21 protein-coding genes are annotated in these 21,716 nt (G+C 66.0%); 11 read left to right on the plus strand and 10 right to left on the minus strand.

Annotated features, from left to right (window positions below; translation table 11 throughout):
• Window positions 1-191: 191 nt before the first annotated feature.
• From ACP16H_RS19590 to ACP16H_RS19600, 3 genes are all read left to right on the plus strand, one after another.
• Complete coding sequence (locus tag ACP16H_RS19590) at window positions 192-653, plus strand: hypothetical protein (RefSeq protein WP_425073933.1); 462 nt, start codon at window positions 192-194, stop codon at window positions 651-653.
• A complete protein-coding gene (locus ACP16H_RS19595) occupies window positions 637-1,500 on the plus strand; it encodes a helix-turn-helix transcriptional regulator (RefSeq protein ID WP_425073934.1) in 864 nt (287 codons plus the stop codon). Before ACP16H_RS19590 ends, ACP16H_RS19595 begins: the two co-directional genes overlap by 17 nt.
• 159 nt (window positions 1,501-1,659) lie before the next feature.
• Window positions 1,660-3,561: a polysaccharide biosynthesis protein gene (locus tag ACP16H_RS19600; protein WP_425073935.1), complete on the plus strand. Its 1,902-nt coding sequence runs from the start codon at window positions 1,660-1,662 to the stop codon at window positions 3,559-3,561.
• A 486-nt stretch (window positions 3,562-4,047) separates the two neighbouring features.
• On the opposite strand, the gene ACP16H_RS19605 is transcribed toward ACP16H_RS19600, so the two are convergent.
• Complete coding sequence (locus ACP16H_RS19605) at window positions 4,048-4,890, minus strand: TIGR00730 family Rossman fold protein (RefSeq protein WP_425073936.1); 843 nt, start codon at window positions 4,888-4,890, stop codon at window positions 4,048-4,050.
• A 213-nt stretch (window positions 4,891-5,103) separates the two neighbouring features.
• Between ACP16H_RS19605 and ACP16H_RS19610 the strand changes: the two genes are divergently transcribed.
• The gene (locus ACP16H_RS19610; RefSeq protein ID WP_425073937.1) at window positions 5,104-5,886 is read left to right on the plus strand and encodes a hypothetical protein; all 783 of its coding nucleotides are present in this window, start codon (window positions 5,104-5,106) and stop codon (window positions 5,884-5,886) included.
• Between the two features lie 90 nt (window positions 5,887-5,976).
• Window positions 5,977-6,804: a 2,3,4,5-tetrahydropyridine-2,6-dicarboxylate N-succinyltransferase gene (gene dapD / locus ACP16H_RS19615; protein ID WP_425073938.1), complete on the plus strand. Its 828-nt coding sequence runs from the start codon at window positions 5,977-5,979 to the stop codon at window positions 6,802-6,804.
• A gap of 90 nt (window positions 6,805-6,894) precedes the next feature.
• Here the strand turns inward: dapD and ACP16H_RS19620 are convergent, their stop codons facing one another.
• Window positions 6,895-7,932: a Hint domain-containing protein gene (locus ACP16H_RS19620; RefSeq protein WP_425073939.1), complete on the minus strand. Its 1,038-nt coding sequence runs from the start codon at window positions 7,930-7,932 to the stop codon at window positions 6,895-6,897.
• Window positions 7,933-8,098: 166 nt separating this feature from the next.
• On the opposite strand from ACP16H_RS19620, the gene ACP16H_RS19625 reads away from it, so the two are divergent.
• The gene (locus tag ACP16H_RS19625) at window positions 8,099-8,422 is read left to right on the plus strand and encodes a hypothetical protein (protein WP_425073940.1); all 324 of its coding nucleotides are present in this window, start codon (window positions 8,099-8,101) and stop codon (window positions 8,420-8,422) included.
• 75 nt (window positions 8,423-8,497) lie between these two features.
• Here ACP16H_RS19625 and ACP16H_RS19630 read toward each other — a convergent pair whose 3' ends face one another.
• Together ACP16H_RS19630 and ACP16H_RS19635 are read right to left on the minus strand one after the other, a co-directional pair.
• Window positions 8,498-9,571, minus strand: coding sequence for a Hint domain-containing protein (locus tag ACP16H_RS19630; protein ID WP_425073941.1), 1,074 nt, complete (start codon window positions 9,569-9,571; stop codon window positions 8,498-8,500).
• Complete coding sequence (locus ACP16H_RS19635) at window positions 9,568-11,199, minus strand: Hint domain-containing protein (protein ID WP_425073942.1); 1,632 nt, start codon at window positions 11,197-11,199, stop codon at window positions 9,568-9,570. The genes ACP16H_RS19630 and ACP16H_RS19635 overlap by 4 nt, the downstream gene beginning before the upstream one ends.
• Window positions 11,200-11,445: 246 nt before the next feature.
• On the opposite strand from ACP16H_RS19635, the gene dapE reads away from it, so the two are divergent.
• The 3 genes from dapE to ACP16H_RS19650 are packed head-to-tail and all read left to right on the plus strand — an operon-like array spanning window position 11,446 to window position 13,558.
• Window positions 11,446-12,585, plus strand: a complete 1,140-nt coding sequence (dapE, locus tag ACP16H_RS19640; protein ID WP_425073943.1) for a succinyl-diaminopimelate desuccinylase — start codon at window positions 11,446-11,448, stop codon at window positions 12,583-12,585.
• Complete coding sequence (locus ACP16H_RS19645; RefSeq protein ID WP_425073944.1) at window positions 12,582-12,995, plus strand: GNAT family N-acetyltransferase; 414 nt, start codon at window positions 12,582-12,584, stop codon at window positions 12,993-12,995. The genes dapE and ACP16H_RS19645 overlap by 4 nt, the downstream gene beginning before the upstream one ends.
• Window positions 12,996-13,012: 17 nt before the next feature.
• Window positions 13,013-13,558 carry a TIGR04282 family arsenosugar biosynthesis glycosyltransferase gene (locus tag ACP16H_RS19650; protein ID WP_425073945.1) on the plus strand — a complete coding sequence of 182 codons (546 nt, stop codon included), beginning with the start codon at window positions 13,013-13,015 and terminating at the stop codon, window positions 13,556-13,558.
• On the opposite strand, the gene ACP16H_RS19655 is transcribed toward ACP16H_RS19650, so the two are convergent.
• From ACP16H_RS19655 to ACP16H_RS19665, 3 genes are all read right to left on the minus strand, one after another.
• On the minus strand, window positions 13,559-14,395 hold the full coding sequence (locus ACP16H_RS19655) for an NlpC/P60 family protein (RefSeq protein WP_425073946.1): 837 nt from the start codon (window positions 14,393-14,395) through the stop codon (window positions 13,559-13,561).
• The gene (locus ACP16H_RS19660; protein ID WP_425073947.1) at window positions 14,392-15,771 is read right to left on the minus strand and encodes a leucyl aminopeptidase family protein; all 1,380 of its coding nucleotides are present in this window, start codon (window positions 15,769-15,771) and stop codon (window positions 14,392-14,394) included. Before ACP16H_RS19660 ends, ACP16H_RS19655 begins: the two co-directional genes overlap by 4 nt.
• 128 nt (window positions 15,772-15,899) lie before the next feature.
• Window positions 15,900-16,280, minus strand: coding sequence for a hypothetical protein (locus ACP16H_RS19665; RefSeq protein ID WP_425073948.1), 381 nt, complete (start codon window positions 16,278-16,280; stop codon window positions 15,900-15,902).
• 146 nt (window positions 16,281-16,426) lie between these two features.
• Here ACP16H_RS19665 and ACP16H_RS19670 point away from each other — a divergent pair, with 146 nt between their 5' ends.
• Window positions 16,427-17,068, plus strand: a complete 642-nt coding sequence (locus tag ACP16H_RS19670) for a carbonic anhydrase (RefSeq protein WP_425073949.1) — start codon at window positions 16,427-16,429, stop codon at window positions 17,066-17,068.
• Window positions 17,069-17,087: 19 nt separating this feature from the next.
• Here the strand turns inward: ACP16H_RS19670 and ACP16H_RS19675 are convergent, their stop codons facing one another.
• The 3 genes from ACP16H_RS19675 to rimO all read right to left on the minus strand — a co-directional run bounded on the left by ACP16H_RS19675 (window position 17,088) and on the right by rimO (window position 20,651).
• Window positions 17,088-17,444, minus strand: a complete 357-nt coding sequence (locus tag ACP16H_RS19675; RefSeq protein WP_425073950.1) for a hypothetical protein — start codon at window positions 17,442-17,444, stop codon at window positions 17,088-17,090.
• Window positions 17,445-18,108: 664 nt separating this feature from the next.
• Window positions 18,109-19,131, minus strand: a complete 1,023-nt coding sequence (locus tag ACP16H_RS19680) for an aspartate-semialdehyde dehydrogenase (protein WP_425073951.1) — start codon at window positions 19,129-19,131, stop codon at window positions 18,109-18,111.
• Between the two features lie 152 nt (window positions 19,132-19,283).
• Entirely contained in the window at window positions 19,284-20,651 is a 1,368-nt protein-coding gene (rimO, locus tag ACP16H_RS19685) for a 30S ribosomal protein S12 methylthiotransferase RimO (protein ID WP_425073983.1), read from the minus strand.
• 73 nt (window positions 20,652-20,724) lie between these two features.
• Here rimO and ACP16H_RS19690 point away from each other — a divergent pair, with 73 nt between their 5' ends.
• Entirely contained in the window at window positions 20,725-21,615 is an 891-nt protein-coding gene (locus tag ACP16H_RS19690) for a mechanosensitive ion channel family protein (protein WP_425073952.1), read from the plus strand.
• The last annotated feature ends 101 nt before the right edge of the window (window positions 21,616-21,716 follow it).

Here is a 21,716-nt window from a genome sequence, read left to right on the forward strand (position 1 = left end):
GCGGCGCATCAATGGTTACGCTTTGGGGATATGTCAACCGCGCCGCCCACCCCCGGCGAGGTGTCCCACCCCGGAAGCTGCCCCGACCTGTGTCAGGGTTGATTTATCAATGACTTTTCCAAGTTCTGAGGTTAATGGGAAAGGAGTAGCAAGGTTCCCCCGTTCCCGGTCAGAAGTCACAAGAGGCAAGAATGTCCAGCGTTGCGCGCTATCTGAAAAAGCACACCGAAGCCCTCGTCAAGGACGTGGGTGTTGAAGCCGCCTGCGCCTTGACGGGCAAGTCGAAGGCGACTCTGGGGCGCTATTATTCGGACTATGACGAGCACGCCGACCGCTTCATGCCGATCGACACGGTGGCCGCGCTGGAAGAGGCGGCGAGCTACCCGCATGTGACCTCGGCCCTGGCGGAGCTGAAGGGGATCACGCTGCATTTCGACCAGGAACGTCGCAATTCCCGCAAGGAAGGCGGGGTGAACAGTGACGTGATCGCCCTGTCGCAGCGGTTCGGGATGCTGATGGCGGAATATCACCAGTCGATCGACGATGGCGTGATCTCGGCCAACGAGGCGAAGCGGCTGCTGAAGGAGACGCTGGCGATCCAGAAGGTGCTGATCGACATAAAGCTGCACCTCGAAGATGAGACCGCCGTCTGAGCCGGCATATTCCCGACCCCCGATCCCGGCGGAAGATTTCTTTCCGCCCCGGGGTCAGCGGTTCCTGCGCGCGCTGGAAACCACGCAGTCCTCGGCGGAGGTCTGGGACCTGATGATGGAACTGGGGCGGACGGCGGGTCTGCCCTACATCGACTTCATCTCGGCCAGCGACTGGCGGCACTGGAAGCGGACGCTGTTCGTGCGCACCTCCTACGACGCCTCCTGGCTGCACGAGACCAATCAGGATCCGAACCTGTGCCGGGGGTCGTATTTCCGGGTGCACGGGCTGCATCACCTGACCCCGATCTGCATCGGGCTGGAATTCGCGGAGGATTATCCCAGCCTGCCACCCGAGCGCATGGCCGTGCTGGAGGCGGCGGCGGCGCGCGGAATGCGGGCGGGGATTTCCATTCCCTTGCGGCAGACGGCCCCGCCTTCGGCCGCGATGATTTCCTTCATAGGGAACCATGACCGCGCGGGCCTGCTGGAGATCCTGGAGCGCGAGGCCTGGACGCTGACCGTAGCGGCCTGGGCGGGACATCAGCGGTATTTGCAGCATTTTTCCGAGGAATTCTTTGAACGTAAAGGCGTCACCGAGAAACAGCGTGAACTGCTGGAGATGATCGGCGCGGGCTACCTGGACAAGCAGATCGCGAAGACGCTGGGAATCACCATATCGGCTGTGCGGCAGCGGCTGAACGCGCTGATCCAGAAGACAGGGGCATCGAACCGGGCCGAACTGGCGGCGCTGGCCATGTCCTTGGGGGTCTTGCCCGACCCCCATAACCGCCCCGAGAACAGCGGAGATGGCGACGGAATCGAGGTCTATCCCCGCCTGATCGACTGAGGCCCCGGCATGTCGTTCAGCGGTTAAATCACCTTTAACCCCGGAGTCGGTATCGTCAGCGATGTCACGCAGGCTGCGCGACGAGCTGGACGATGACAACGGCGCAGGTGGCGCGTGTTGCCGGGCCCTCGCGGGCCCCTCGACATGGGGGAAGGAAGAATGCTGTACCGGCTGGTGACCGGCCTGTCCCGTTCGCAAAAGCACACGGCCTTTGTCATGCTCGACGCGCTGGCGGTGCTGGGGGCGTTGCTGGTGGCTATCCCGTTGTCGGATCCGCTGGCGGTGGATTCGATGGCTGCGCTCTGGCCGCTGGGCACGGTACTGGCCGGCGCGGGCGCCGTTGTCGGCTGGGTCATGGGGCTGACCCGGATCAAGCTCAACGCCTACGAAATGCGCGGCGTGACGCGGACGGTGATTTATGCCTTTGGGCTTGGCGTTCTGGACATGCTGCTGGCGCCGTCGCTGCATCATCCGCTGCCGCTGGGCACGCATGTGTTATTCTCTCTGCTGGTGCTGTTCCTGTCCGCCGGGTGGCGCGTGGTGCTGCGACACCTGACGCAGGTGATCTATCAAAGTGGACCGGAGGTCCTGCGCGTTCTGATCTACGGGGCAGGCACAACGGGACAGCAGCTGGCAGCGGCGCTGCGCCACGGGCAGGCGATCCGGGCGGTGGCGTTCGTCGATGACAACCCGACGGTGCAGAGCCAGGTGATCGGCGGCCTGCGCGTGCATGCGCCGTCGCGGATCGCGCAACTGGTTACGGACCGGCGCGTGGATCGGGTCGTGCTGGCGATGCCTTCGCTGACGGCGGCGGACCTGGCGCGGATGCGGCACCGGCTGCGCAATGTCGGGGCCGAAGTGCACGCCCTGCCCTCCTTTGCCGAGCTGCTGGGAGACCGCGCCCTGCAGGCGCAAATGTCCCCTGTGCCGATCCCGGATCTGCTGGGCCGATCCCGGCTGGAACAGGAACTGCCCGGGGTCAGCCACACCTATCGCGGGCGGCGCATCCTCGTGTCCGGTGCGGGCGGGTCCATCGGGTCCGAATTGTGCCGACAGTTGATGGCATGTCGGCCAGAGCGCCTCGTGCTGGTGGATCATTCGGAACTGGCGCTTTACGCGGTCGAGAAGGAGTTGCGGGCGCTGGGGGCTTCCGTGCCCCTGACGGCGGTTCTGGGGTCGGTGCTGGACGATGCCCTGATGACCGAGGTGCTGCAGGACAATCGTGTCGACGTGGTGCTGCACGCCGCCGCCTACAAGCATGTGCCCCTGGTGGAGGACAATCCGCTGGCCGGGCTGCGCAACAACGTGCTGGGCACCAAGGTCCTGGCCGAGGCGGCGCGGCGCTGCGGGGTCGAACGATTCATCCTTGTGTCGAGCGACAAGGCGGTGCGCCCCACCAATGTCATGGGAGCATCGAAGCGGCTGGCGGAACTGGTCGTGCAGGACCTTGCGGCGCGCACACCGGGAACGCGGTTTTCCATGGTGCGCTTCGGCAATGTGCTGGGGTCCAGCGGCTCGGTCATCCCGCTGTTCGAGGAGCAGATCGCACGGGGCGGACCTGTCACGCTGACCCATCCCGATGTAACGCGGTATTTCATGACCATCCCAGAGGCGGCCCGCCTGGTACTGGCAACCGGATCGTTCGCGCGCGGCGGGGATGTGTTCGTGCTCGACATGGGCAAGCCGGTGCCGATCCTGCGGATCGCGCGGCAGATGATCGAGGGAGCGGGCTACACGGTGCGTTCCGAGGATGAGCCCGACGGCGACATCGAGGTGCGGATCACCGGGCTGCGACCGGGGGAGAAACTGCACGAGGAGTTGCTGATCTCGGCGGACATGGTGACGACGCCACATCCAAAGATCAGGCGGGCCGAGGAAAAGGCTTTGTCGGAGTTCGAGGTGGCCACGGCGCTGAAGGATCTGCGCAGCGCTCTGGAGGCGCGGGACGTCGTTGCGGCGCGTGCTGTCGTGGCGCGGTGGGTCGAAGCGGCCCCCTCACAAGCGCCCCGGGCCGCGACGCCCAAGGACGGGCAAAGCAATCCCCAGGTCGCACGGCCCTGAAGCCATTCGGCATGTCTGGCCTGACGCTATAGCGACGGCATGGCGCAGGATGAGGCAGACGCTGCACGGGCGTGCCGCTGGCGAAGCGTCGCCGGGGGGGATTGTGCTCAGAACACAAGGCGGGGTCACATCGCGTCGAAACCTTCCAACACCCGTTCTTTTGCGGAAGGTTTTGCTCTGTCTGTCGTCAGGAGCCCGGTCTTGGGTCGAACACGGTTCTGGCTCCGGGTTTGCGATCTGCGGACCATGACGTTTTGCAACACACGCCGTGCAACAGCGTCACGGTGATCTGCACACGCGGTGGCCCTGCCCGAGATCGGCTGCGGCACGCGGCATCCAGCGTCCGCGTGGTCCGGGGATGCGCGCAGGTCCGGGCGGTGGAACGAATTTTCCACGAAAATTCGGGGCGGGCGGGACGAACGCTGGGCAGAAACGCAGGGCACAGCAGGCCCGGATGTTCCGGGCCCGCCCTGTGAAGGCGGCTTTTCAGCGACCCGGAATTTCACCCCGGCGGGGCTGCTCCACCCAGGCGTCGATGATGGCCGCGGCCTCTTCGGCGGTGTCGACGAAGCTGAACAGGTCCAGATCATCCTCGCTGATGGTGCCGGCGTCGGCCAGCGCCTCCCAGTTGATGATCTTGTTCCAGAAGTCCTTGCCGAACAGCAGGAAGGGCACAGGGCGCATCCGGCCCGTCTGGATCAGGGTCAGCGCCTCGAACATCTCGTCCAGCGTGCCGAAACCGCCCGGAAAGACGCAGACCGCGCGCGAGCGCATCAGGAAGTGCATCTTGCGGATGGCGAAGTAGTGGAAATTGAACGCAAGGTCCGGTGTCACGTAGAGGTTCGGCGCCTGCTCGTGCGGCAGCACGATGTTCAGGCCGATGGAAATCCCGCCTTCCTCGTCGGCGCCACGGTTGCCCGCTTCCATCACGCCGGGGCCGCCGCCGGTGGCGATGACCCAATGGCGGTTCCCCGTCTCCTTGGCCTTGCGCGTCATGACGCGGGCGAATGTGCGGGCTTCCTCGTAGAAGTGCGACAGGTCGGCGAGGGTCTGGGTGCGCGCGGTGTGCTTTTCCTCGGGCGAGGGAATGCGCGCGCCGCCGAACAACACCACCGTCGAGTCGATCTGGTGTTCGTCCATCAGCATCTCGTACTTCAGCAGTTCGAGTTGCAGGCGGACCGGCCGCAGTTCGTCCTTGGCCAGAAAGGTCTCATCCGCAAAGGCAAGGCGGTAGCTGGGCGACATCGACTGCGGCGTTTCGGGAACGCTGCGCGCGGTGTCGATATCGGTGCCGGCATCGCGGAGCGGGCTGCGGCGATCGTCTTTCATTCCATCCCTCCTGGGAAAAGCGGCGCGCCGAAGCGGCGCAAAATCATCTTATCCCCAGAAGTATAGCTTTCCCTGAACGAGGACCAGACACGGCAACGCCGCGACTGCATGAAAAGCGGGCTGTTGCCCGATGCGCAGGCGGCCGCCGTGTCGAGGGGTTGATCCGGCAGGACGGGTCGGGGCAGCATGACCCTAGGGAAAGCGAGGACATCCATGGAACTGAAGGTCAACACCGGCACGCTGCACCTGACCGCAATGGACGAAGACTACGATGGGTTCTTTGCGCTCAACCGGGGGGACTTCAGCGCGGACCCGATCCGGCTGTACCGATGGGATTGCAGCATCAATGCCGGTTGGCCTGATCCAAGACGGGACAGGTGGGCGGTCAACGCCGATCTGGTGTTTGACATGGGAAAGAGCGCGCCGCCCGGCGTCATGACATTCAGCAAGGCCCATGGCGCGGAGAACAAGGCCGCCGCGCTGCGGGCGCTGGGCGTGGCGGACGACGACGCGCTGCGCAAGGCGCTGGACGCGGCGGTTGCACCCCTCGTGGCCATCATCCCCTACGACAAGCTCGTCGACAACATCGCCCATGGCCGCCGGGTCGATCTTTTCGTGATCGAGCGCTACATCCGCTGGTCGGCCACCATCACCGGCCATGGCGAACAGGCGCAGGGATGGTTCCAGGTGCCGATTGCGTTCCGGCTGTTTTCCTCGGTGCTTGGCACCTGTTCCGGCGACCCGGTGGACTTGCTCTTCGAGGAGCGGTCGGTGTCCGGGCGCGTGCCCCTCTCGGACAAGACAAAGGCGCTGGTGCGCGGGCATCAGGACAGCCTCGCCTCCCTGCGCAAGGCCATCAACGAGGGAATCAGGAAGGAACACGAGCGGCAGAAGGCCTTGCGGCAGCTATGGCTGGAGCAGGAGCGGGCCCGCGCGGAGGAAGACGGCGGCGCGCAAGGTGGCGGGCAAGGCGGGGGGCAAACGGAAGGGGACTGATCCGAAAGGACGCAGTCAGGGGAGATTGCGCAATCGGCGGCTTTGGTGTCTAAGCCTGCGCAACATTATTACCGAAAACGGGAGGCAGAAATGTCCAACGCTCAGCTCGAAGCCGCCATCGAAGCCGCCTGGGAGGCGCGCGATACCATCACGTCCGCCACTACCGGCGAAGCCCGCGAGGCCATCGAGGCCACGCTGAATGCGCTGGATTCCGGCAGCTTGCGCGTCGCCGAGAAGCAGGACAGCGGTGACTGGCACGTGAACCAGTGGGCCAAGAAGGCCGTGCTGCTGGGCTTCCGCATCAAGGACATGGAAGTGCATGACGGCGGCCCGCAGGGCGCTGGCTGGTGGGACAAGGTCGATTCGAAGTTCAAGGGCTGGGGCGCCGACCAGTGGAAGGCCGCGGGCTTCCGCGCCGTGCCGAACTGCGTCGTGCGCAAGTCCGCCTATATCGCGCCGGGCGTGGTGCTGATGCCGTCCTTCGTGAACCTCGGCGCGCATGTGGACGAGGGCACCATGGTGGACACATGGGCGACCGTCGGGTCCTGCGCGCAGATCGGAAAGAACGTGCACCTGTCGGGCGGCGTCGGCATCGGTGGCGTGCTGGAGCCGATGCAGGCCGGTCCGACCATCATCGAGGACAACTGCTTTATCGGGGCACGCTCCGAGGTGGTCGAGGGCTGCATCGTGCGCGAGGGCTCGGTGCTGGGCATGGGCGTGTTCATCGGCAAGTCGACCAAGATCGTCGACCGCGAGACCGGCGAAGTGATGTACGGCGAAGTGCCGCCCTACTCGGTGGTCGTGGCGGGGTCGATGCCGTCGAAGAACGGCATCAACCTGTACTGCGCCGTGATCGTGAAGCGCGTCGACGAGAAGACGCGGTCGAAGACCGGCATCAACGAGCTGCTGCGCGACTGATTTTTCCGGTTGTCCGGAACGGGGGGCGGTCCTGCGGGGCCGCCCTTTTGCGTTTGCGCGTCAGGCCCGGATCCGAGTTCAGGCCCACGCTCAGGCGACGAGGCGCAGCCTGGGGCCGGGACGCGCGGGCCATGCGGGCTGCGGTGTCAGGCGGTTCTGGACGGACCATGCCTCGGCCAGCTTGCGGGTATCACGCATGGACAGGAGCGTCCCGCAGGGGGTGGCGGCGGGATGGGAGGTGTAGCTGTCCTCGGTCAGGCGGAGGGCCTTGAGCAGCTTGAACCGCGTCTCGGGTTGCAGCAGGCGCAGGGTGTTGCGGGCAAGGAGGAGCGATTCCGAGGGGAGGCCTTCGCTGCACAGCAGGGCGTGGCGCTCGGTCACGATGTGGTAGTAGGTCACGGGCTGGCCGTTGCCGCGCTGGCGGATGCGCGGCAGGCTGGTGAAACCCTTGGCCGGACCGAGGATCGGCAAGCTGACCGGGTCAATGCCCGGCATACAAAGCCGATGCTGCGGCGAGATGCGGAGGCGGCGTTCGGGAAAGCCCGGCCCGAAGGCGTCCGGGTCGATCACGATGGGGCGCCAGTCGGCGGGCGGCGCCGGGTAGTGGGTCGAGATGCAGGCGAGGACGGTGACCGGCGTACCGCTCCAGTCCAGCAGCCTGTCGCCGGGGCGCAGCTTTTCCACGCGCACGGGGCCCGTGGCGGTGGCCAGACGGGTGCCCTTGCAGAAGCAGACCGGCGCGTTGGTGTTGAGGTTGTAGCCTTCGGGCTCGATGGTCAGGACCAGAGCCACGGCAGACAAAAGGTTGGGCGGCCCCTCGGGGTAGCTGAGGATCAGCTCACCGGTGTCCACGTCGCGCATGTAGACCACGTCGACGGCGGTCCCGAGCGGCACCACGAGCGAGAGGATCTGCACGCCGGGCTGCGCCGTGCCGGAGCCGAGGATCTCGACAGTGCGGCTGCCCATGGTGACCTGTTCACCGACATAGAGGATGCCGGTGTCGTCGCTGAGCAGCGCCGCGGGCTGAACCGCGGAGAGACCGTTCAGAAACAGGTTGTAATCCGCCGACAGCAGCGTGTCGGGGATCAGCGACAGGGTCAGTATCTGGTATTGAAGCGGAACGTCCATTCTGGTTCAGCGCTCATTTAATCGTTGTCAGGTTAACGGTTCGCAAGTTTCCTTGGCGTAAATGCGGCGGGACAGGGACAAAATGTTGCGTTCCGCGCAACAGCCTTGCCGCGCCGGCGCACTGGCGGTTCTTGACAAACGGTGCGGCGGGCCTCATGCGCGGCGCATGGAAAAGAAGACGCGCATACAGCAGGTTTACACGCTTTTGGTCGAGGTCGGCCGCAAGGCGGGCGATGGTCTGCCAAAGGACGCCACAGGCGCGGCGCTGATGTGCTATGCCTCGGGCGTGGACGAGGCCGAGGCCGTGCGCGAAACGGTTGCGATCCTGAAGCAGGCCGACATGGCTCCGCTGGATGTGACCGGCTACGGCACCCGCGACGAGCGCGAGGCGCAGGGCCACGAGATCGACGACGACGAGGCGGAACTGATGGACCGCGCGCTCGCCGAGAACGCGGTGATCGTGGCGCAGGTCTCGCCATTCTTCGACTGACGGACGTGCCGGGCGGGCACGAATTTTCTGCGAAAATTCGGGGCCGGTGGCGCTGCGGTCAGGTTGGTCGCCGGATCAGGCGGCGCGGGCTTCGGCCAGCGTGATGGCCTCGAACGACCCAAGCACCTTCAGACCGGCGCGGGCGTGTTCGGGGATCAGGCTGGCGGGAACGTCGGACAGCAGCGTGCGGCTGATTTGCGCGCGGTTGCGGCGCAGGCGTCCGACGTAGAGCGTTTCCAGTTCGGCCTCGGCAGAGATCACCGGTTCATGCCCCGGCAGGAGCAGCTGATGGTAGCGCACCATCTGCACGCCCTGTTCGTAGACAGCGGCAAAGCCGTTCACCAGGCTGATGGCGGGGATCAGCACCGCCTCGCGGCCAAAGAGGTATTCCACTTCGGACCCGCCGATCACCAGCCGTTGATAGGGGGCGACCACGAGGTCGCGGCGCAGGCCGAAGTAGGGCGCACGCAGGCGCACCGGCTGGAACGTGCCCAGCGCGGGCACGCGGCGGGTCACCCGCGCCAGCACCGGCACGATGCCGTGGTTGCGGGTCACCACCGTATCGCCGGTGGTCAGGCTGCTGACGGGTTTGTAGCCGTCCGGAGTCAGCACCGGCACCTGCCCGACGAGCGAGGGCATGGGGCCCACCGGCTCGATCTCGTCCGAGACGGCGAAGAACAGCACGTCTTCGTCCTTTTCGATCAGCTGCGGGCGGCGGACCAGCGTGTAGATGTCCTCGAGCAGCATGGGCGGCGGGGGCGGCGTGTCCTGTGACACCACGGCGTCGGATTCCGGGCGTTCGACCGTGATGCGGCCATAGCGCGCCTCGCTGTCCCAGTGGAAGGTCACGCGCAGCACGTCGGTGCGACTGTCGTGGCGGTGCTGGAGGACGGTGTGGAAGACGTCTTCGCCCTGGCTCATGACCAGCACGATGCCGCCGCCGGGGACGGCGCGGACGGAGAACGAGCCTTTCCACGGGTGGCCGCGTTCGTAGGCCAGCAGGGTCTGGGGGCGGTCCTCGGGGGAGATCCGGGTCTCGATCACGATGGAGCCGCGCGGCATCAGGATGTCGCGGCTGGCAGCGGTCGTGCCGAAACGCTCCGGGCAGACCCAGGCGAGACCTTGTCCCGATAGTGCAATCCAGCTCATGCCGCCCGGCCCCTTATTGCCGCCGCTTCATAGCCTTTGAGGACGCGACGTGCAGGAGGACCGTAGCCCTCCCCGGTTGCGGCGTCCAGTTCCGGGAAGAGCGCGGTGATCTCGCTCAGCGTTTCCTCGGCAAAGATATTGGTGATCTCGGGGCCGGGGAGGAAGCTTTCGGACAGCAGGCCGTTGGCGGTGATGATCTCGTGTTGGTCGAACAGGACATGGACGTAATCCACGCGCCCGCCTTCGACCACGCGGATGGAGTGATCGTTGACGAGGTGGCGCGCGGCGGCCAGAACCTCGGGTTCCTCGAACATGAGGTGGGCGAGCACGTCCTGCACCAGAACGCGGTGCTGCGGCGAGACCATGACCGTGTCGTGATCGCCCAGCGCGCCGGCGCGGATGCGGACGGGGGCGAAGGCCCCCTTGGCTGGAACGGTGCGCCGCCCGACCCAGCGCACCGGTTGCGGGCCATGGTCGCGGGTGTTCACAAGGTCGCCCGGTTCCAGCATGTGCACGGCGCGCGGGCCGTCCGGCGTGTCGATCATCGTGCCCGCGACGAAGCAGGGCACCTGGTTGACGGTGACAAAGCCGGTGTCGGTGGCCCCGGTCGAGGAGGTCACGGTATAGGTGAAGTTCGACCCGCCGATGTCGCTGTCGGCGTCGATGGTCAGCGTCCCGTCCGCGTTCACGGTCACGGTCTGGCCCGAGGCCAGTGTCACCGTGCTGCCGACGCTGACGGTCTGGCCGTTGACCTTGGTGATGGTCAGTGTGCCGCCGGTGTTGTTCACGTCATTGGCCAGCACATCCACGGTGCGCGTGCCATCGGGCGCAATCGTCACCTGGTCATGGCGCGCCACCAGAGTGGTCTGCACCGAGTTCGCGGCAATCATCAGGTTGGAGTCGTAGTTCGAATCCACCACGTCCGCGATGCCGATGCGGATGTTGTTCACCTGCCCCGAGACCACCGGGATCGTCAGGGTCATAGTGACGGTGAAGCCGTCCATCTCGGTGTTGTACTGGTCCGACATGTTGTCGACGAAGAGGTTCTCGTTCGACGTGTCGTTCAGGTTGCGCGGGTCCACGTCGCCGTCGCCTACTTGCAGGTCCACCTGCACACCGTTGATCCAGACGCCGACGAAGTCCTGGTAGAGGCTGGTCTGGTACTCGGGGTATTCCTCGGAGAGGAAGACGAACTGCATCGTCATCACATCCCCGGTGGGGATGAAATTCGCGTCGATGAAGGCCGCGTCATAGGTCTGCGCGCCTGCCGCCTGATTGAAGTCCGACAGGCCGTTCGGCCCGCTGGTGTTGGTAGAGGTGTTCGTGTCCTGGTTCGAATTGGTGTAGGTCGGCGGGTTCCACCAGTTCCACCAGCCGCCACCGCCCGTGCCGCCCCCCGTTCCGGCAGAGTTGGTGATGTCCCCGGCCTGACCCGTGGACAGGATCACGCCGGTGTCCGAGGGCGCGACGCCGGACATGGTGCCCAGCCCGTCGCTGTAGATGCCGGAGGACCGCCCGTCCCCGGTGTAGCTTGCCGATACCACCGTCACACCGTCGCCAAAGATGGTCTGCGCCATCTGCATCGCCGACGCATTGGTGTTCAGTGGCAGCTCTGATGGAGCAACCATTGCCTGCCTCGTTTGCCTCGACCGTGGCAGACAGCGCGCCCGTTACCCGCAATGCGGGTGGACATCTGTTTTCTGGAATGCCTGCCCGGCGTATTATTGTTTCTTTTTCCAATGGTTAGCACAGCCCAGAGGCGAGTGTTAACCTATCCTTAAGCATTGTGGCCCGTTTGACCCGGTCGTGGACGTGTTTGCCATCAGCCCAATGGCACGATAGCCAAGACGCAAATGCCCATGATGGAGCCCGCCATGACCGATCCCGTCGACCTCACCGCCCGCCTTGTCCGCTGTCCCTCGGTCACACCCGAGGAAGGCGGCGCGCTGGTTCTGTTGCAGGATCTGCTGGAAGGGGCCGGGTTCGACTGCACGCGTGTGGACAGGGGCGAGACCTCGAACCTGTTCGCGCGCTGGGGGCGGCAGGGGCATCCCCGGACCTTCGGCTTCAACGGGCACACCGACGTGGTGCCGATCGGCAACCGCGAGGATTGGCAGCACGATCCCTTCGGGGCCGAGATCGACGGCGGCATGATGTACGGGCGCGGCACCACGGACATGAAGTCCGGCGTGGCGGCCTTTGCGGCGGCGGCGGTGGATTTCGTGACCGAGACGCCCCCGGACGGCGCGGTGATCCTGACCATCACCGGCGACGAGGAAGGCGACGCGACGGACGGCACGGTGGCCCTGCTGGACTGGATGTCGGAGCAGCAGGAACGCATGTCGGTCTGCCTCGTGGGGGAACCCACCTGCCCCGACCACATGGGCCAGATGATGAAGATCGGGCGGCGCGGGTCCCTGTCGGCCTGGTTCACGGTGACCGGCAAGCAGGGGCATTCCGCCTATCCGCACCGCGCGCTGAACCCGCTTCCGGCGATGGCGCGGCTGATGGACAGGCTGGCCTCGCACGAGCTGGATCAGGGGACGGACCATTTCGACGCCTCGACGCTGGCGGTGGTGACCATCGACACGGGCAACCCGGCGACCAACGTGATCCCGGCGCAGGCGCGCGCCTGCGTGAACATCCGCTTCAACGACCTGCACACCGGCGCGGCGCTGTCCGACTGGCTGCGGGCCGAGGCGGCGTCGGTGGATGACGCGTTCGGGACCGTGACCGAGGTGAAGGTGAAGATTTCCGGCGAAAGCTTTCTGACGCCGCCGGGGGACTTGTCCGCGCTGGTGGCGCGTGCGGTCGAGGCGGAGACGGGCGTCGTGCCGGAACTGTCCACCACGGGCGGCACCTCGGACGCGCGGTTCGTCAAGGATCACTGCCCGGTGGTGGAATTCGGGCTGGTGGGGCGGACGATGCACGCCGTGGACGAGCGGGTCTCGGTCGAGCAGATCGGGCAGTTGAAGGCGATCTATACGCGGATGCTGCGGGATTACTTTGCATGAAGGTCGAGGTGACGGAGGACCTGTCCGAGGCGCATCACATCCGGCGGGTGGTGTTCATCGACGAGCAGGGGTTCACCGAGGCCGAGGAATGGGACGCGTTGGATGCGGGCGCCGTGCAACTGGTGGTGCGGGACGGCGGCGCGCCCGTGGCCTCGGCGCGGTTGTTGCGCGATGGCGCAACCGGCAAGATCGGGCGCATCTGCGTGTTGAAATCGCATCGGGGGCTGTCGCTGGGCGCGGCGCTGGTGCGCTACGGGATCGACCATTTCCGCAAGGAGGGCGCGGCGCGGGTTTACCTGAGCGCGCAGGAGCAGGCCTTGGGGTTCTACGAAAAGCTGGGGTTCCGCGCCTATGGTGCCCGCTACATGGACGGGGCGGTGGCGCATCGCGACATGGAGCTGGTGTTCTGAAACCCGTCCTGCTGGTCATGGTCAAGGAACCGCGCCCGGGTCGGGTCAAGACGCGGCTGGCGCGCGATATCGGCGCGGTGGCGGCGACCTGGTGGTTCCGGCACCAGGTGGCACGGCTGCTGCGGCGGTTGCGTGATCCGCGCTGGGAACTGGTGCTGTGCGTGGCACCGGACGGGGCGGTGGCCTCGCGGGTGTTTCCCGGCGATTTGACGCGAATTGCGCAGGGTGGCGGGGATCTGGGGGCGCGGATGGCGCGGGCCTTGCGCAGGTGTCGCGGTCCGGTCTGCCTGATCGGCGCGGATATTCCCGGCGTGGGCCGCGCTCAGGTGGCACGGGCCTTTGCCGCCCTTGGAGCGCATGACGCCGTCTTTGGTCCGTCGGAGGATGGCGGCTACTGGCTGGTGGGTGTGCGGCACCCGGCGCGGCTGCCGCGCGGTTTTTTCAAGGCCGTGCGCTGGTCGACGTCAGATGCGCTGGCGGACAGCGAAGCGACGCTGCCCGGCTGGCGCATTGCGCGTGTCGACATGCTGCGCGACGTGGATACGGCCGCGGACCTGCGCTGACTACAGCGGGCGCGCGTGTTTCGTGACCGGCCCGTCGCCTGCGGCCTCGATCCGGGCGATGGCGTCGCGGATGGGCTCGTAGGCCACGGACATGCTGTGCGCATTGGCGTGCAGCAGCGTGTCGGGATCGCTCACCCATGCCACGTGCCCTTTCCAGAACAACAGATCGCCGCGCTGGTGATCCGGTGTCGGGGCCGTCGGAAAGTGCGCCTGTTGCAGGTCGCTGTCGCCGGGGCAGGCGTGGCCCGCCATGACGCAGCCGATCTGCACCAGCCCTGAACAGTCGATGCCCCAGATCGAGTTGCCCCCCCAGAGGTAAGGCACGCCGAGGTAGAGTTCGGAGACGGCGACGGGATCCTGCGGCGCGGTCTCGGACAGGTGGCGCGTCGGCACCCAGCCAAGTTCGGTGCGGGTGAAGCGCCCCTCTGTCGCGCCCGCGAACACCTGCGCGCCATGCGGCAGCGCGGTGGTTTCGCGCGTCTTGAAGTCGGGTTCGGGGTAGGCGTGGGTCTGGCGCGTGGCGACCCAATGCCCAGCGGGCGGGCGGTGGTCCTCGGGTCGCAGCGCACTGTCCGCGATCCAGCCCACGTAGCCGTTCAGCACCGGAGCGAGGCCGAAGGACCAGCCGTTGCGCCGCTCCAGCACCTCGAAGGCGCTGCCATAGGTCAGCTGGCGGTCCCGCGCCCCGCCCGGGCCGCGACACAGGTCAGTGACGGTTTGGGTGACATACATCCGCTCGGGGTCGACCGCGGCAAGGCCCGGAAAACTGTCGGCGTGCCAGCGCGCGACGACCCGATCCGTTGCGGGGCGGGTGCGGCGGTCGGTCAGGATGCTCACAGCCCGAGAACCTCCGGCAGGGCGGCGAGGATGGCGCGCGGACCCTGGCCAAGGCCGCCCTTGGAACGGCCCGGCGCGGCGGCGGGTTGCCAGCTGTAGATGTCGAAATGGGCGTAGCGCTGCGCACCTTCGGTGAAGCGGCGCAGGAAAAGCGCGGCGGTGATGGACCCCGCGAATCCACCCGAGGGCGCGTTGTCCAGATCGGCGATGTCCGGTTCGATCATCGTCTCGTAGGGCTCGTGGAAGGGCATGCGCCAGACCGGGTCGGCCTGCTCGGTCGCGGCCCTGGTGAGCGCGTCGACGAATGTGTCGTCGTCGCAGTAGAACGGCGCGAGGTCCGGCCCGACAGCGACGCGCGCGGCACCGGTGAGGGTCGCCATGGACAGCATGAGGTCGGGCGCATCCTCCGCCCCGAGGGCAAGCGCATCGGCCAGCACCAGCCGCCCTTCGGCGTCGGTGTTGTTGATCTCGACCGTCTTGCCAAGGCGCGAGGTCAGCACGTCGCCGGGGCGGAAGCTGGGGCTGGAGACAGAGTTTTCTACTGCCGGGATCAGCAGGCGCAGCTGGACCTTCAGGCCCAGCGCCATGATCATCTGCGCAAGGCCCAGCGTGTTGGCCGCGCCGCCCATGTCCTTTTTCATCAGGCCCATGGAGGACCCCGGTTTGAGGTTCAGGCCACCAGTGTCGAAACAGACGCCCTTGCCCACGAGGGTCAGTTTCGGGCCCTCAATGCCCCAGCGCAGGTCGATCAGGCGCGGGGCCTGCGGACCGGCGCGCCCGACGGCGTGGATCATGGGAAAGTTGTTGTCCAGCAGGGCGTCGCCCGTGGTGACCTCGATGCTGGCGTCGAAACGCGCCGCCAGATCGCGCGCCGCCTGTTCCAGCGTTTCCGGCCCCATGTCCTGCGCGGGAATGTTCACCAGATCGCGGGTGAGGAATTCGGCCTCGGCCAGCGTTTCCAGCCGGGTGGCGTCAATGCCTTCGGGGGCGGTCAGCAGGCGGTCGGCGCCGGGGGCGTCCTTGTAGCGGGTGAAGCGGTAGGTGGAGAAGAGCCAGCCCAGCGCCTCGGTCGCGGGATTGTCCAGCGTGCCGGAGGCGATGGTGTAACTCGCCGGAGCCAGTGCCGGGATCGCCCCGGCCAGCGGAAACCGCTGGCGGGCGCGTTGTGCGGGCGTTCCGTAGCCTGCCAGGGCCGCGACAGGTGCCCCATCCGCGCCCGGGATCATCAGCGCCGTGCCCAATGCCGCCTTGAACCCGCTGGCCTTTACCCAGGCGGCAACCTGCGGGGTCTGGGCATCGGCCCAGCCGTCCACCTCTTCAGGGGTCAGAACGTGGAGCGGCAGAGCATCATCGGTGGTGGCGAAACGGGGGGGCATGGGGACTCCTGCATCTGGGTCTTTGACCCGAGCCTAGTCCCGGCAATCGGGGCTGCAAGCGGATTTCATCCACGAGTCCCGGTCTTTGACCCGGCAGGCGTCACCTGCAAGCGGGCTGCGTCACGTCGTCAGATCGAAAATTCGTTGATGTCCCAAAGTTCGGTCAGCGATCGTTCCCCCGTGCGGGCGAGCCGGGCCAAGGTCGCAGCCTCGGCCACCAGATCGCCGAACTCGATGCAGCTCATCACATCGTGGGACACCCGGCTGAGCGAGGTCATGCCAATCTGATGCGCAATCGCGGACAGCGAGCGCAGCGTCTTGTGCATGTCTTCGCGCGGGCCGGAGAGCGCCATCTCCTGCACCTGGCAAAGCCGTTGGGCCAATTCCTCCATCGCCCGGCAGATCACATCCTCGGCCGCGTTGGGACCGAGGTCCGTGTACAACGTTCGGATCTGGGCCGTGTCCATGATTGGACACTCCACCGGCGACAGGTACGTCACCTGTTTCACGTCTCACCCCATAGTTTGGCCCCCACAGCCACGGGCAACATGCCCTCTGGGGGGTTCCCAAAAGGTTATTCCGTCGCAGTGATTTCCCTCGCATTTCGCTTGAATGCTGGGTAGTTGGATCGGCAGCATTCAAGACGGAGGAAGACATGGAGTTCACGAAGCCCCTGCCCGCCTACCTGGTGACGCGGTATCATGGCTGGAAGGCGACGACCTACGCGGAGAACCACGCGTGGTATCGCCGACTGGCGACAGAGGGCCAGCGCCCGCGTGCCATGGTGATCTCGTGCTGCGACTCGCGCGTCCATGTCACCTCGATCTTTGGCGCGGACCAGGGCGAGTTCTTCATCCACCGCAACATCGCGAACCTCGTGCCGGCCTACGAACCGGACGGGAACCACCACGGCACCTCGGCGGCGGTGGAATATGCCGTCACGGCGCTGAAGGTGGCGCATGTGATCGTTCTGGGGCATTCGAACTGCGGTGGCGTTCAGGGCTGCCTCGACATGTGCCAGGGCCGCGCGCCGGAGCTGGAGGAGAAATCCTCCTTCGTGGGCCGCTGGATGGATATCCTCAAGCCCGGTTACGAGGCGGTGAAGGACAGCCCCGACATGCCCCGCGCGCTGGAGCACGAGGCGGTGCGGGTGTCCCTGCGCAACCTCATGACCTTCCCCTTCGTGCAGCGCGCCGTCGAAGCGGGCGAGCTGTCGCTGCACGGTCTTTGGACCGACATCGCCGAGGGCGGCCTGCACCACCTCGATGCGAAATCAAGCGGTTTCGTCGAAGTCTGAACAAATGGCCGGGGCGCGATCAGCCCCGGCTGTCCAACTCTCCGGAATGGCCGCCCGCATGCGCCCGTACGCAGGGCCGCCCGATCCGGGCCGAGATGCTGGCCATGGGTATCCCCAAGTCGCTGCCCGTACAGACCGCCGCCCCCGTATCGTTCAGGATCACCAGATGCCCTTCGCGAAAGCCGAGGGCGTAGCCGCGTTTCAGCAGGTCCGCCGCAAGGCCGGGCCAGCTGTCCGCCGCACTGATGATGGGTTCGAGGAAAAGGCGCAGCGTCGTGCGCGTCTCGCAATCCAGCGGGGCTGGCAGTCCGCTTGACGGTGTTCCCGTCAGGCGGGCGTCACCCCACCCCGCTGTCGCATTGGGTTGGTGTCTCATGCTCTGTTCCTTGCCTGCCCGTTAAGGGTCTCAGGGGATTGCGGCGGAAATGCGGCACGCATCTCGCATTGCACAAGGACTGCGGCAAATCTGCCAAGGGCGCGTAAATCATGCGCACGCTGGAAACCTCGACATCAGACACTGTTGGCCAGCCAAGAAAAAACCGCCGATGCACCAGCACGGCGGTTGTGGTTCAGGATGCGGGATATCCGCTGCGGCCTACCGATGGAGAGAGAAGAGAGAGAGTTCGGCAAGCCGCAGCGCGGACGGTGCAAGGGCATCTTGCATACGGGGCGGCCAGGGCGCCCCTTCGTCACGCGGGGCGCTTGCCCGCATCGGTCATGTTACGAAAACTCTGGCCAGACCCACCCGAGGAGAGAGTGGAGAGAGAAGCAGGCAGCATCCGGGCCATCTGGTTCGCCATTCTGGCGGCGCGCATCAGCGCGTTCGTGGGATTTGTATACGCTTGTGGACCGAGTCGTTCCACCCTCAACGCGGGTAGACTGGCGTTCGGAAGGCTAAGACAGCGATACCTCGGAATAGGGTTTGTGCTAGGCGCGCCACTACGCCGTGCAAACCTTTGCGCAGCGTTCACCAAGGCGGCCCGCAAACGCAAAACGCGCCACCCGAGGGGCGGCGCGCTGATTGTTCGCTTCGAAAGGCCTCAGCCCTTCTTCAGCACCTTCTGGCCCAGAACTTCGGCAATCTGCACCGCGTTCAGCGCCGCGCCCTTGCGCAGGTTGTCGGACACGCACCACAGGTTGATGCCGTTCTCGATGGTCGAATCCTGACGGATGCGGCTGATGAAGGTGGCGAAATCGCCCACGCATTCCTTTGGCGTCACGTAGCCACCGTTCTCGCGCTTGTCGATCACCATGATGCCGGGCGCCTCGCGCAGGATGTCGCGGGCTTCGTCCTCGTCGAGGAATTCCTCGAACTCGATGTTGATTGCCTCCGAATGCCCGACGAACACCGGCACGCGCACGCAGGTCGCCGTCACCTTGATCTTCGGATCGACGATCTTCTTGGTCTCGGCGACCATCTTCCACTCTTCCTTGGTCGAGCCGTCTTCCATGAAGACGTCGATATGCGGAATGACGTTGAAGGCGATTTCCTTGGTGAACTTCTTCGGCGGCACGTCAGAGGTCGGGTTGTAGACGGCCTTCGTCTGATCCCAAAGCTCGTCCATGCCTTCCTTGCCCGCGCCCGATACGGACTGGTAGGTCGACACCACCACGCGCTTGATCCGGGCGCGGTCATGCAGCGGCTTCAGCGCCACGACCATCTGCGCGGTCGAGCAGTTGGGGTTGGCGATGATGTTCTTCTTGGAATAGCCGTGGATCGCGTCGGCGTTCACTTCCGGAACAATCAGCGGAATGTCCGGGTCGTAGCGGTACAGCGACGAGTTGTCGATCACCACGCAGCCCGCCGCGGCGGCCTTGGGCGCGTATTCCTTGGTCGCGTCGGAGCCGATGGCGAACAGCGCCATGTCCCAGCCGGAGAAATCGAAGGTCGCAAGATCCTGGGTCTTCAGCGTCTTGTCGCCAAAGCTGACCTCGGTGCCGAGGCTGCGGCGCGATGCCAGCGCGGCGATCTCGTCGACGGGGAATTCCCGCTCGGCGAGGATGTTCAGCATTTCGCGGCCCACGTTGCCCGTGGCGCCTGCGACGACGATGCGATAGCCCATTTGGCCCTCCTCATGATGTCCATGCGCGGGACGGAGCCTGTCCGCCCGGTTGGCGCGCGTCATACCGCAGCCGCGCAACAGGTGAAAGGCCCCACGCGTTTATCCGCGCAAGCGTGATGGTTTCGGGCTGTCGGGCCGGGTTAGGGCCGGACTCAGACCAGACGGCCCCAGAGGTCGTATTCCCCGGCCTCGTCCACCTCGACCCGGACGATGTCGCCCGGTTGCAGGTGGTCGGCCCCTTCGTCGATGAAGAGGTTGCCGTCGATCTCGGGCGCGTCGGATTTGGTGCGGCAAGTGGCGATGCCGTCCTCGTCCACGTCGTCCACGATCACGTCCATCACGCGGCCGACCTTGGCGGCCAGCTTTGCCTCGGAAATCGCCTGCGCCTTCTCCATGAAGCGGTTCCAGCGGTCCTGCTTTTCCTCGGGGTCGACGTGATCGGGCAGCGCGTTGGACCGCGCGCCGTCGACGTTTTCGTACTGGAAGCAGCCGACGCGATCCAGTTGCGCCTCGTCCATCCAGTCCAGCAGGTGCTGGAACTCGGCCTCGGTCTCACCGGGATACCCGACGATGAAGGTCGAACGCAGGGTGATGTCCGGGCAATCGCGCCGCCACGCGGCGATCTCATCCAGCGTGCGTTCCGCCGCCGCCGGACGCGCCATGCGCCGCAGCGTGTCCGGGTGGCTGTGCTGAAAGGGAATGTCGAGGTAGGGCAGTATCTTGCCCTCGGCCATCATCGGGATGACCTCGCGCACATGCGGATAGGGGTAGACGTAATGCAGGCGCACCCATGCCCCCAGCTCGCCCAGTTCGCGCGTCAGGTCGATGAACGGAAACTTCGCCTCGCGGTCCTTCCAGTCGGTGCCATAGGCCGAGGTGTCCTGAGAGATCACCAGCAGCTCCTTCACGCCAGCCTCGACCAGCTTTTCCGCCTCGCGCAAGACGGCCTTGGCCGGGCGGCTGGCGAGACGCCCGCGCATGTCCGGGATGATGCAGAACTTGCACTTGTGGTTACAGCCCTCGGAGATCTTGAGGTAGCTGTAGTGGCGCGGGGTCAGTTTGACGCCCGACGCAGGCAGCAGGTCGATATAGGGATTGGGCGACGGCGGCACCGCGCCATGCACCGCGTCCAGAACCTGCTCGTACTGGTGCGGCCCGGTGACGGCCAGCACCTTTGGGTGGACGCCGGTGATATATTCGGGCTCCGCCCCCAGACAGCCGGTCACGATCACCTTGCCGTTCTCGTTCAGCGCCTCGCCGATGGCCTCGAGGCTTTCGGCTTTGGCCGAATCGAGAAAGCCGCAGGTGTTCACGATCACCGCGTCCGCCCCGGCATAGTCGGCACTGATGCCATAACCCTCGGCCCTGAGCCGGGTCAGGATACGTTCGCTGTCCACCAGCGCCTTGGGACAGCCCAGCGAGACCATACCGATGGTCGGCTGGCCGTCACGTTTCGTTTCCAGGATGCGGGCGCGCGCCAGGTCGGGGCGAAGATCGGGGGGATTCTGCATGTGCGGCATATAATGCACGGCAATGTCCGGCGGAACCCCCTTCGCAGTCGGGCCGTTGACCTGTGAAACAAGGAGGGACCGGATGGACCAGGCAACCGACATGGTGAACCAGATCAAGCCGCTGCAAATCGTGATGGAGCAGTTGCAGGGACTTGCGACGGGGGCCATCGCCCTGTTGCCCAATATCCTCGCGGCGCTTGTCATCATCGCCCTGACCGGGCTGTTTGCCTGGGCGGCTGGCGCGCTGGTGACGCGGTTGCTGAAACGGTCCAAGGCGCGGCCCTCGCTGACCGAAGCGGTGCAAAAGCTGGTGCGCATCTTCGTCTGGGTCCTGGGCCTGCTGATCGCCATGACCGTCGTCTTCCCGAACCTGACACCGACCAAGTTGCTGGCTGGCCTGGGACTGGGCTCCATCGCCATCGGCCTGGCGTTCAAGGATATTTTCGAGAACTTCCTCGCCGGGTTCCTGATCCTGCTGCGCAAGCCCATGCGCCACGGCGACGACATCGCCTGCGACGGGCTGACGGGGCGGGTGGAAAAGATCACAATTCGCGACACCTATGTGCGCAAACGCTCGGGCGAGTTGATCCTCGTGCCGAACTCGCATCTGTTCAAGAACCCGGTGGAGATCCTGACCGACCGCGATCTGCGCCGCATCAGCGTCGTGGTCGGCGTGGCCTATGGCGAGGACGTGGACGCGGCGCGCGAGGTGATCCGCGAGGCGATCACGCCAGTCGCCGCCGAGGCCAGCGACCGCGAGGCGCAGGTGCTGGCGACGGAGTTCAACTCGTCGTCCATCGACTTCATGGTGCGCTGGTGGGTGGGATCGGAACCGATCGCCGAGCATCGCAGCCGCGACAAGGCCGTGTCGGCGATCAAGCGGGCGCTGGACGATGCCGGGATCGAGATCCCGTTCCCCTACCGGACGCTGACGTTTTCGGAACCCCTGCCCGTGCAGCAGCCGGAAGGATGAGCGGTTTCGCCTGAGCTGCGCTCAGGCGACCGGGGGGGGGGGGGCCCCCGCCCAGGGGGGCGCGCGGGGGTCCCCCCCCCCCCCACAGGGGCTTTGAAAAA

The sequence above is a fragment of the Sagittula sp. S175 genome, assembly GCF_049800975.1.
Taxonomy (GTDB): domain Bacteria; phylum Pseudomonadota; class Alphaproteobacteria; order Rhodobacterales; family Rhodobacteraceae; genus Sagittula.

What these genes read in the sequence shown, in the direction of transcription:
- ACP16H_RS19590 (WP_425073933.1), top strand. Translation starts at nt 192, where the DNA reads ATGTCCAGCGTTGCGCGCTATCTGAAAAAGCACACCGAAGCCCTCGTC.
- ACP16H_RS19595 (WP_425073934.1), top strand. Translation starts at nt 637, where the DNA reads ATGAGACCGCCGTCTGAGCCGGCATATTCCCGACCCCCGATCCCGGCG.
- ACP16H_RS19600 (WP_425073935.1), top strand. Translation starts at nt 1,660, where the DNA reads ATGCTGTACCGGCTGGTGACCGGCCTGTCCCGTTCGCAAAAGCACACG.
- ACP16H_RS19605 (WP_425073936.1), bottom strand. Translation starts at nt 4,890, where the DNA reads ATGAAAGACGATCGCCGCAGCCCGCTCCGCGATGCCGGCACCGATATC.
- ACP16H_RS19610 (WP_425073937.1), top strand. Translation starts at nt 5,104, where the DNA reads ATGGAACTGAAGGTCAACACCGGCACGCTGCACCTGACCGCAATGGAC.
- dapD (WP_425073938.1), top strand. Translation starts at nt 5,977, where the DNA reads ATGTCCAACGCTCAGCTCGAAGCCGCCATCGAAGCCGCCTGGGAGGCG.
- ACP16H_RS19620 (WP_425073939.1), bottom strand. Translation starts at nt 7,932, where the DNA reads ATGGACGTTCCGCTTCAATACCAGATACTGACCCTGTCGCTGATCCCC.
- ACP16H_RS19625 (WP_425073940.1), top strand. Translation starts at nt 8,099, where the DNA reads ATGGAAAAGAAGACGCGCATACAGCAGGTTTACACGCTTTTGGTCGAG.
- ACP16H_RS19630 (WP_425073941.1), bottom strand. Translation starts at nt 9,571, where the DNA reads ATGAGCTGGATTGCACTATCGGGACAAGGTCTCGCCTGGGTCTGCCCG.
- ACP16H_RS19635 (WP_425073942.1), bottom strand. Translation starts at nt 11,199, where the DNA reads ATGGTTGCTCCATCAGAGCTGCCACTGAACACCAATGCGTCGGCGATG.
- dapE (WP_425073943.1), top strand. Translation starts at nt 11,446, where the DNA reads ATGACCGATCCCGTCGACCTCACCGCCCGCCTTGTCCGCTGTCCCTCG.
- ACP16H_RS19645 (WP_425073944.1), top strand. Translation starts at nt 12,582, where the DNA reads ATGAAGGTCGAGGTGACGGAGGACCTGTCCGAGGCGCATCACATCCGG.
- ACP16H_RS19650 (WP_425073945.1), top strand. Translation starts at nt 13,013, where the DNA reads ATGGTCAAGGAACCGCGCCCGGGTCGGGTCAAGACGCGGCTGGCGCGC.
- ACP16H_RS19660 (WP_425073947.1), bottom strand. Translation starts at nt 15,771, where the DNA reads ATGCCCCCCCGTTTCGCCACCACCGATGATGCTCTGCCGCTCCACGTT.
- ACP16H_RS19670 (WP_425073949.1), top strand. Translation starts at nt 16,427, where the DNA reads ATGGAGTTCACGAAGCCCCTGCCCGCCTACCTGGTGACGCGGTATCAT.
- ACP16H_RS19675 (WP_425073950.1), bottom strand. Translation starts at nt 17,444, where the DNA reads ATGAGACACCAACCCAATGCGACAGCGGGGTGGGGTGACGCCCGCCTG.
- ACP16H_RS19680 (WP_425073951.1), bottom strand. Translation starts at nt 19,131, where the DNA reads ATGGGCTATCGCATCGTCGTCGCAGGCGCCACGGGCAACGTGGGCCGC.
- rimO (WP_425073983.1), bottom strand. Translation starts at nt 20,651, where the DNA reads ATGCCGCACATGCAGAATCCCCCCGATCTTCGCCCCGACCTGGCGCGC.
- ACP16H_RS19690 (WP_425073952.1), top strand. Translation starts at nt 20,725, where the DNA reads ATGGACCAGGCAACCGACATGGTGAACCAGATCAAGCCGCTGCAAATC.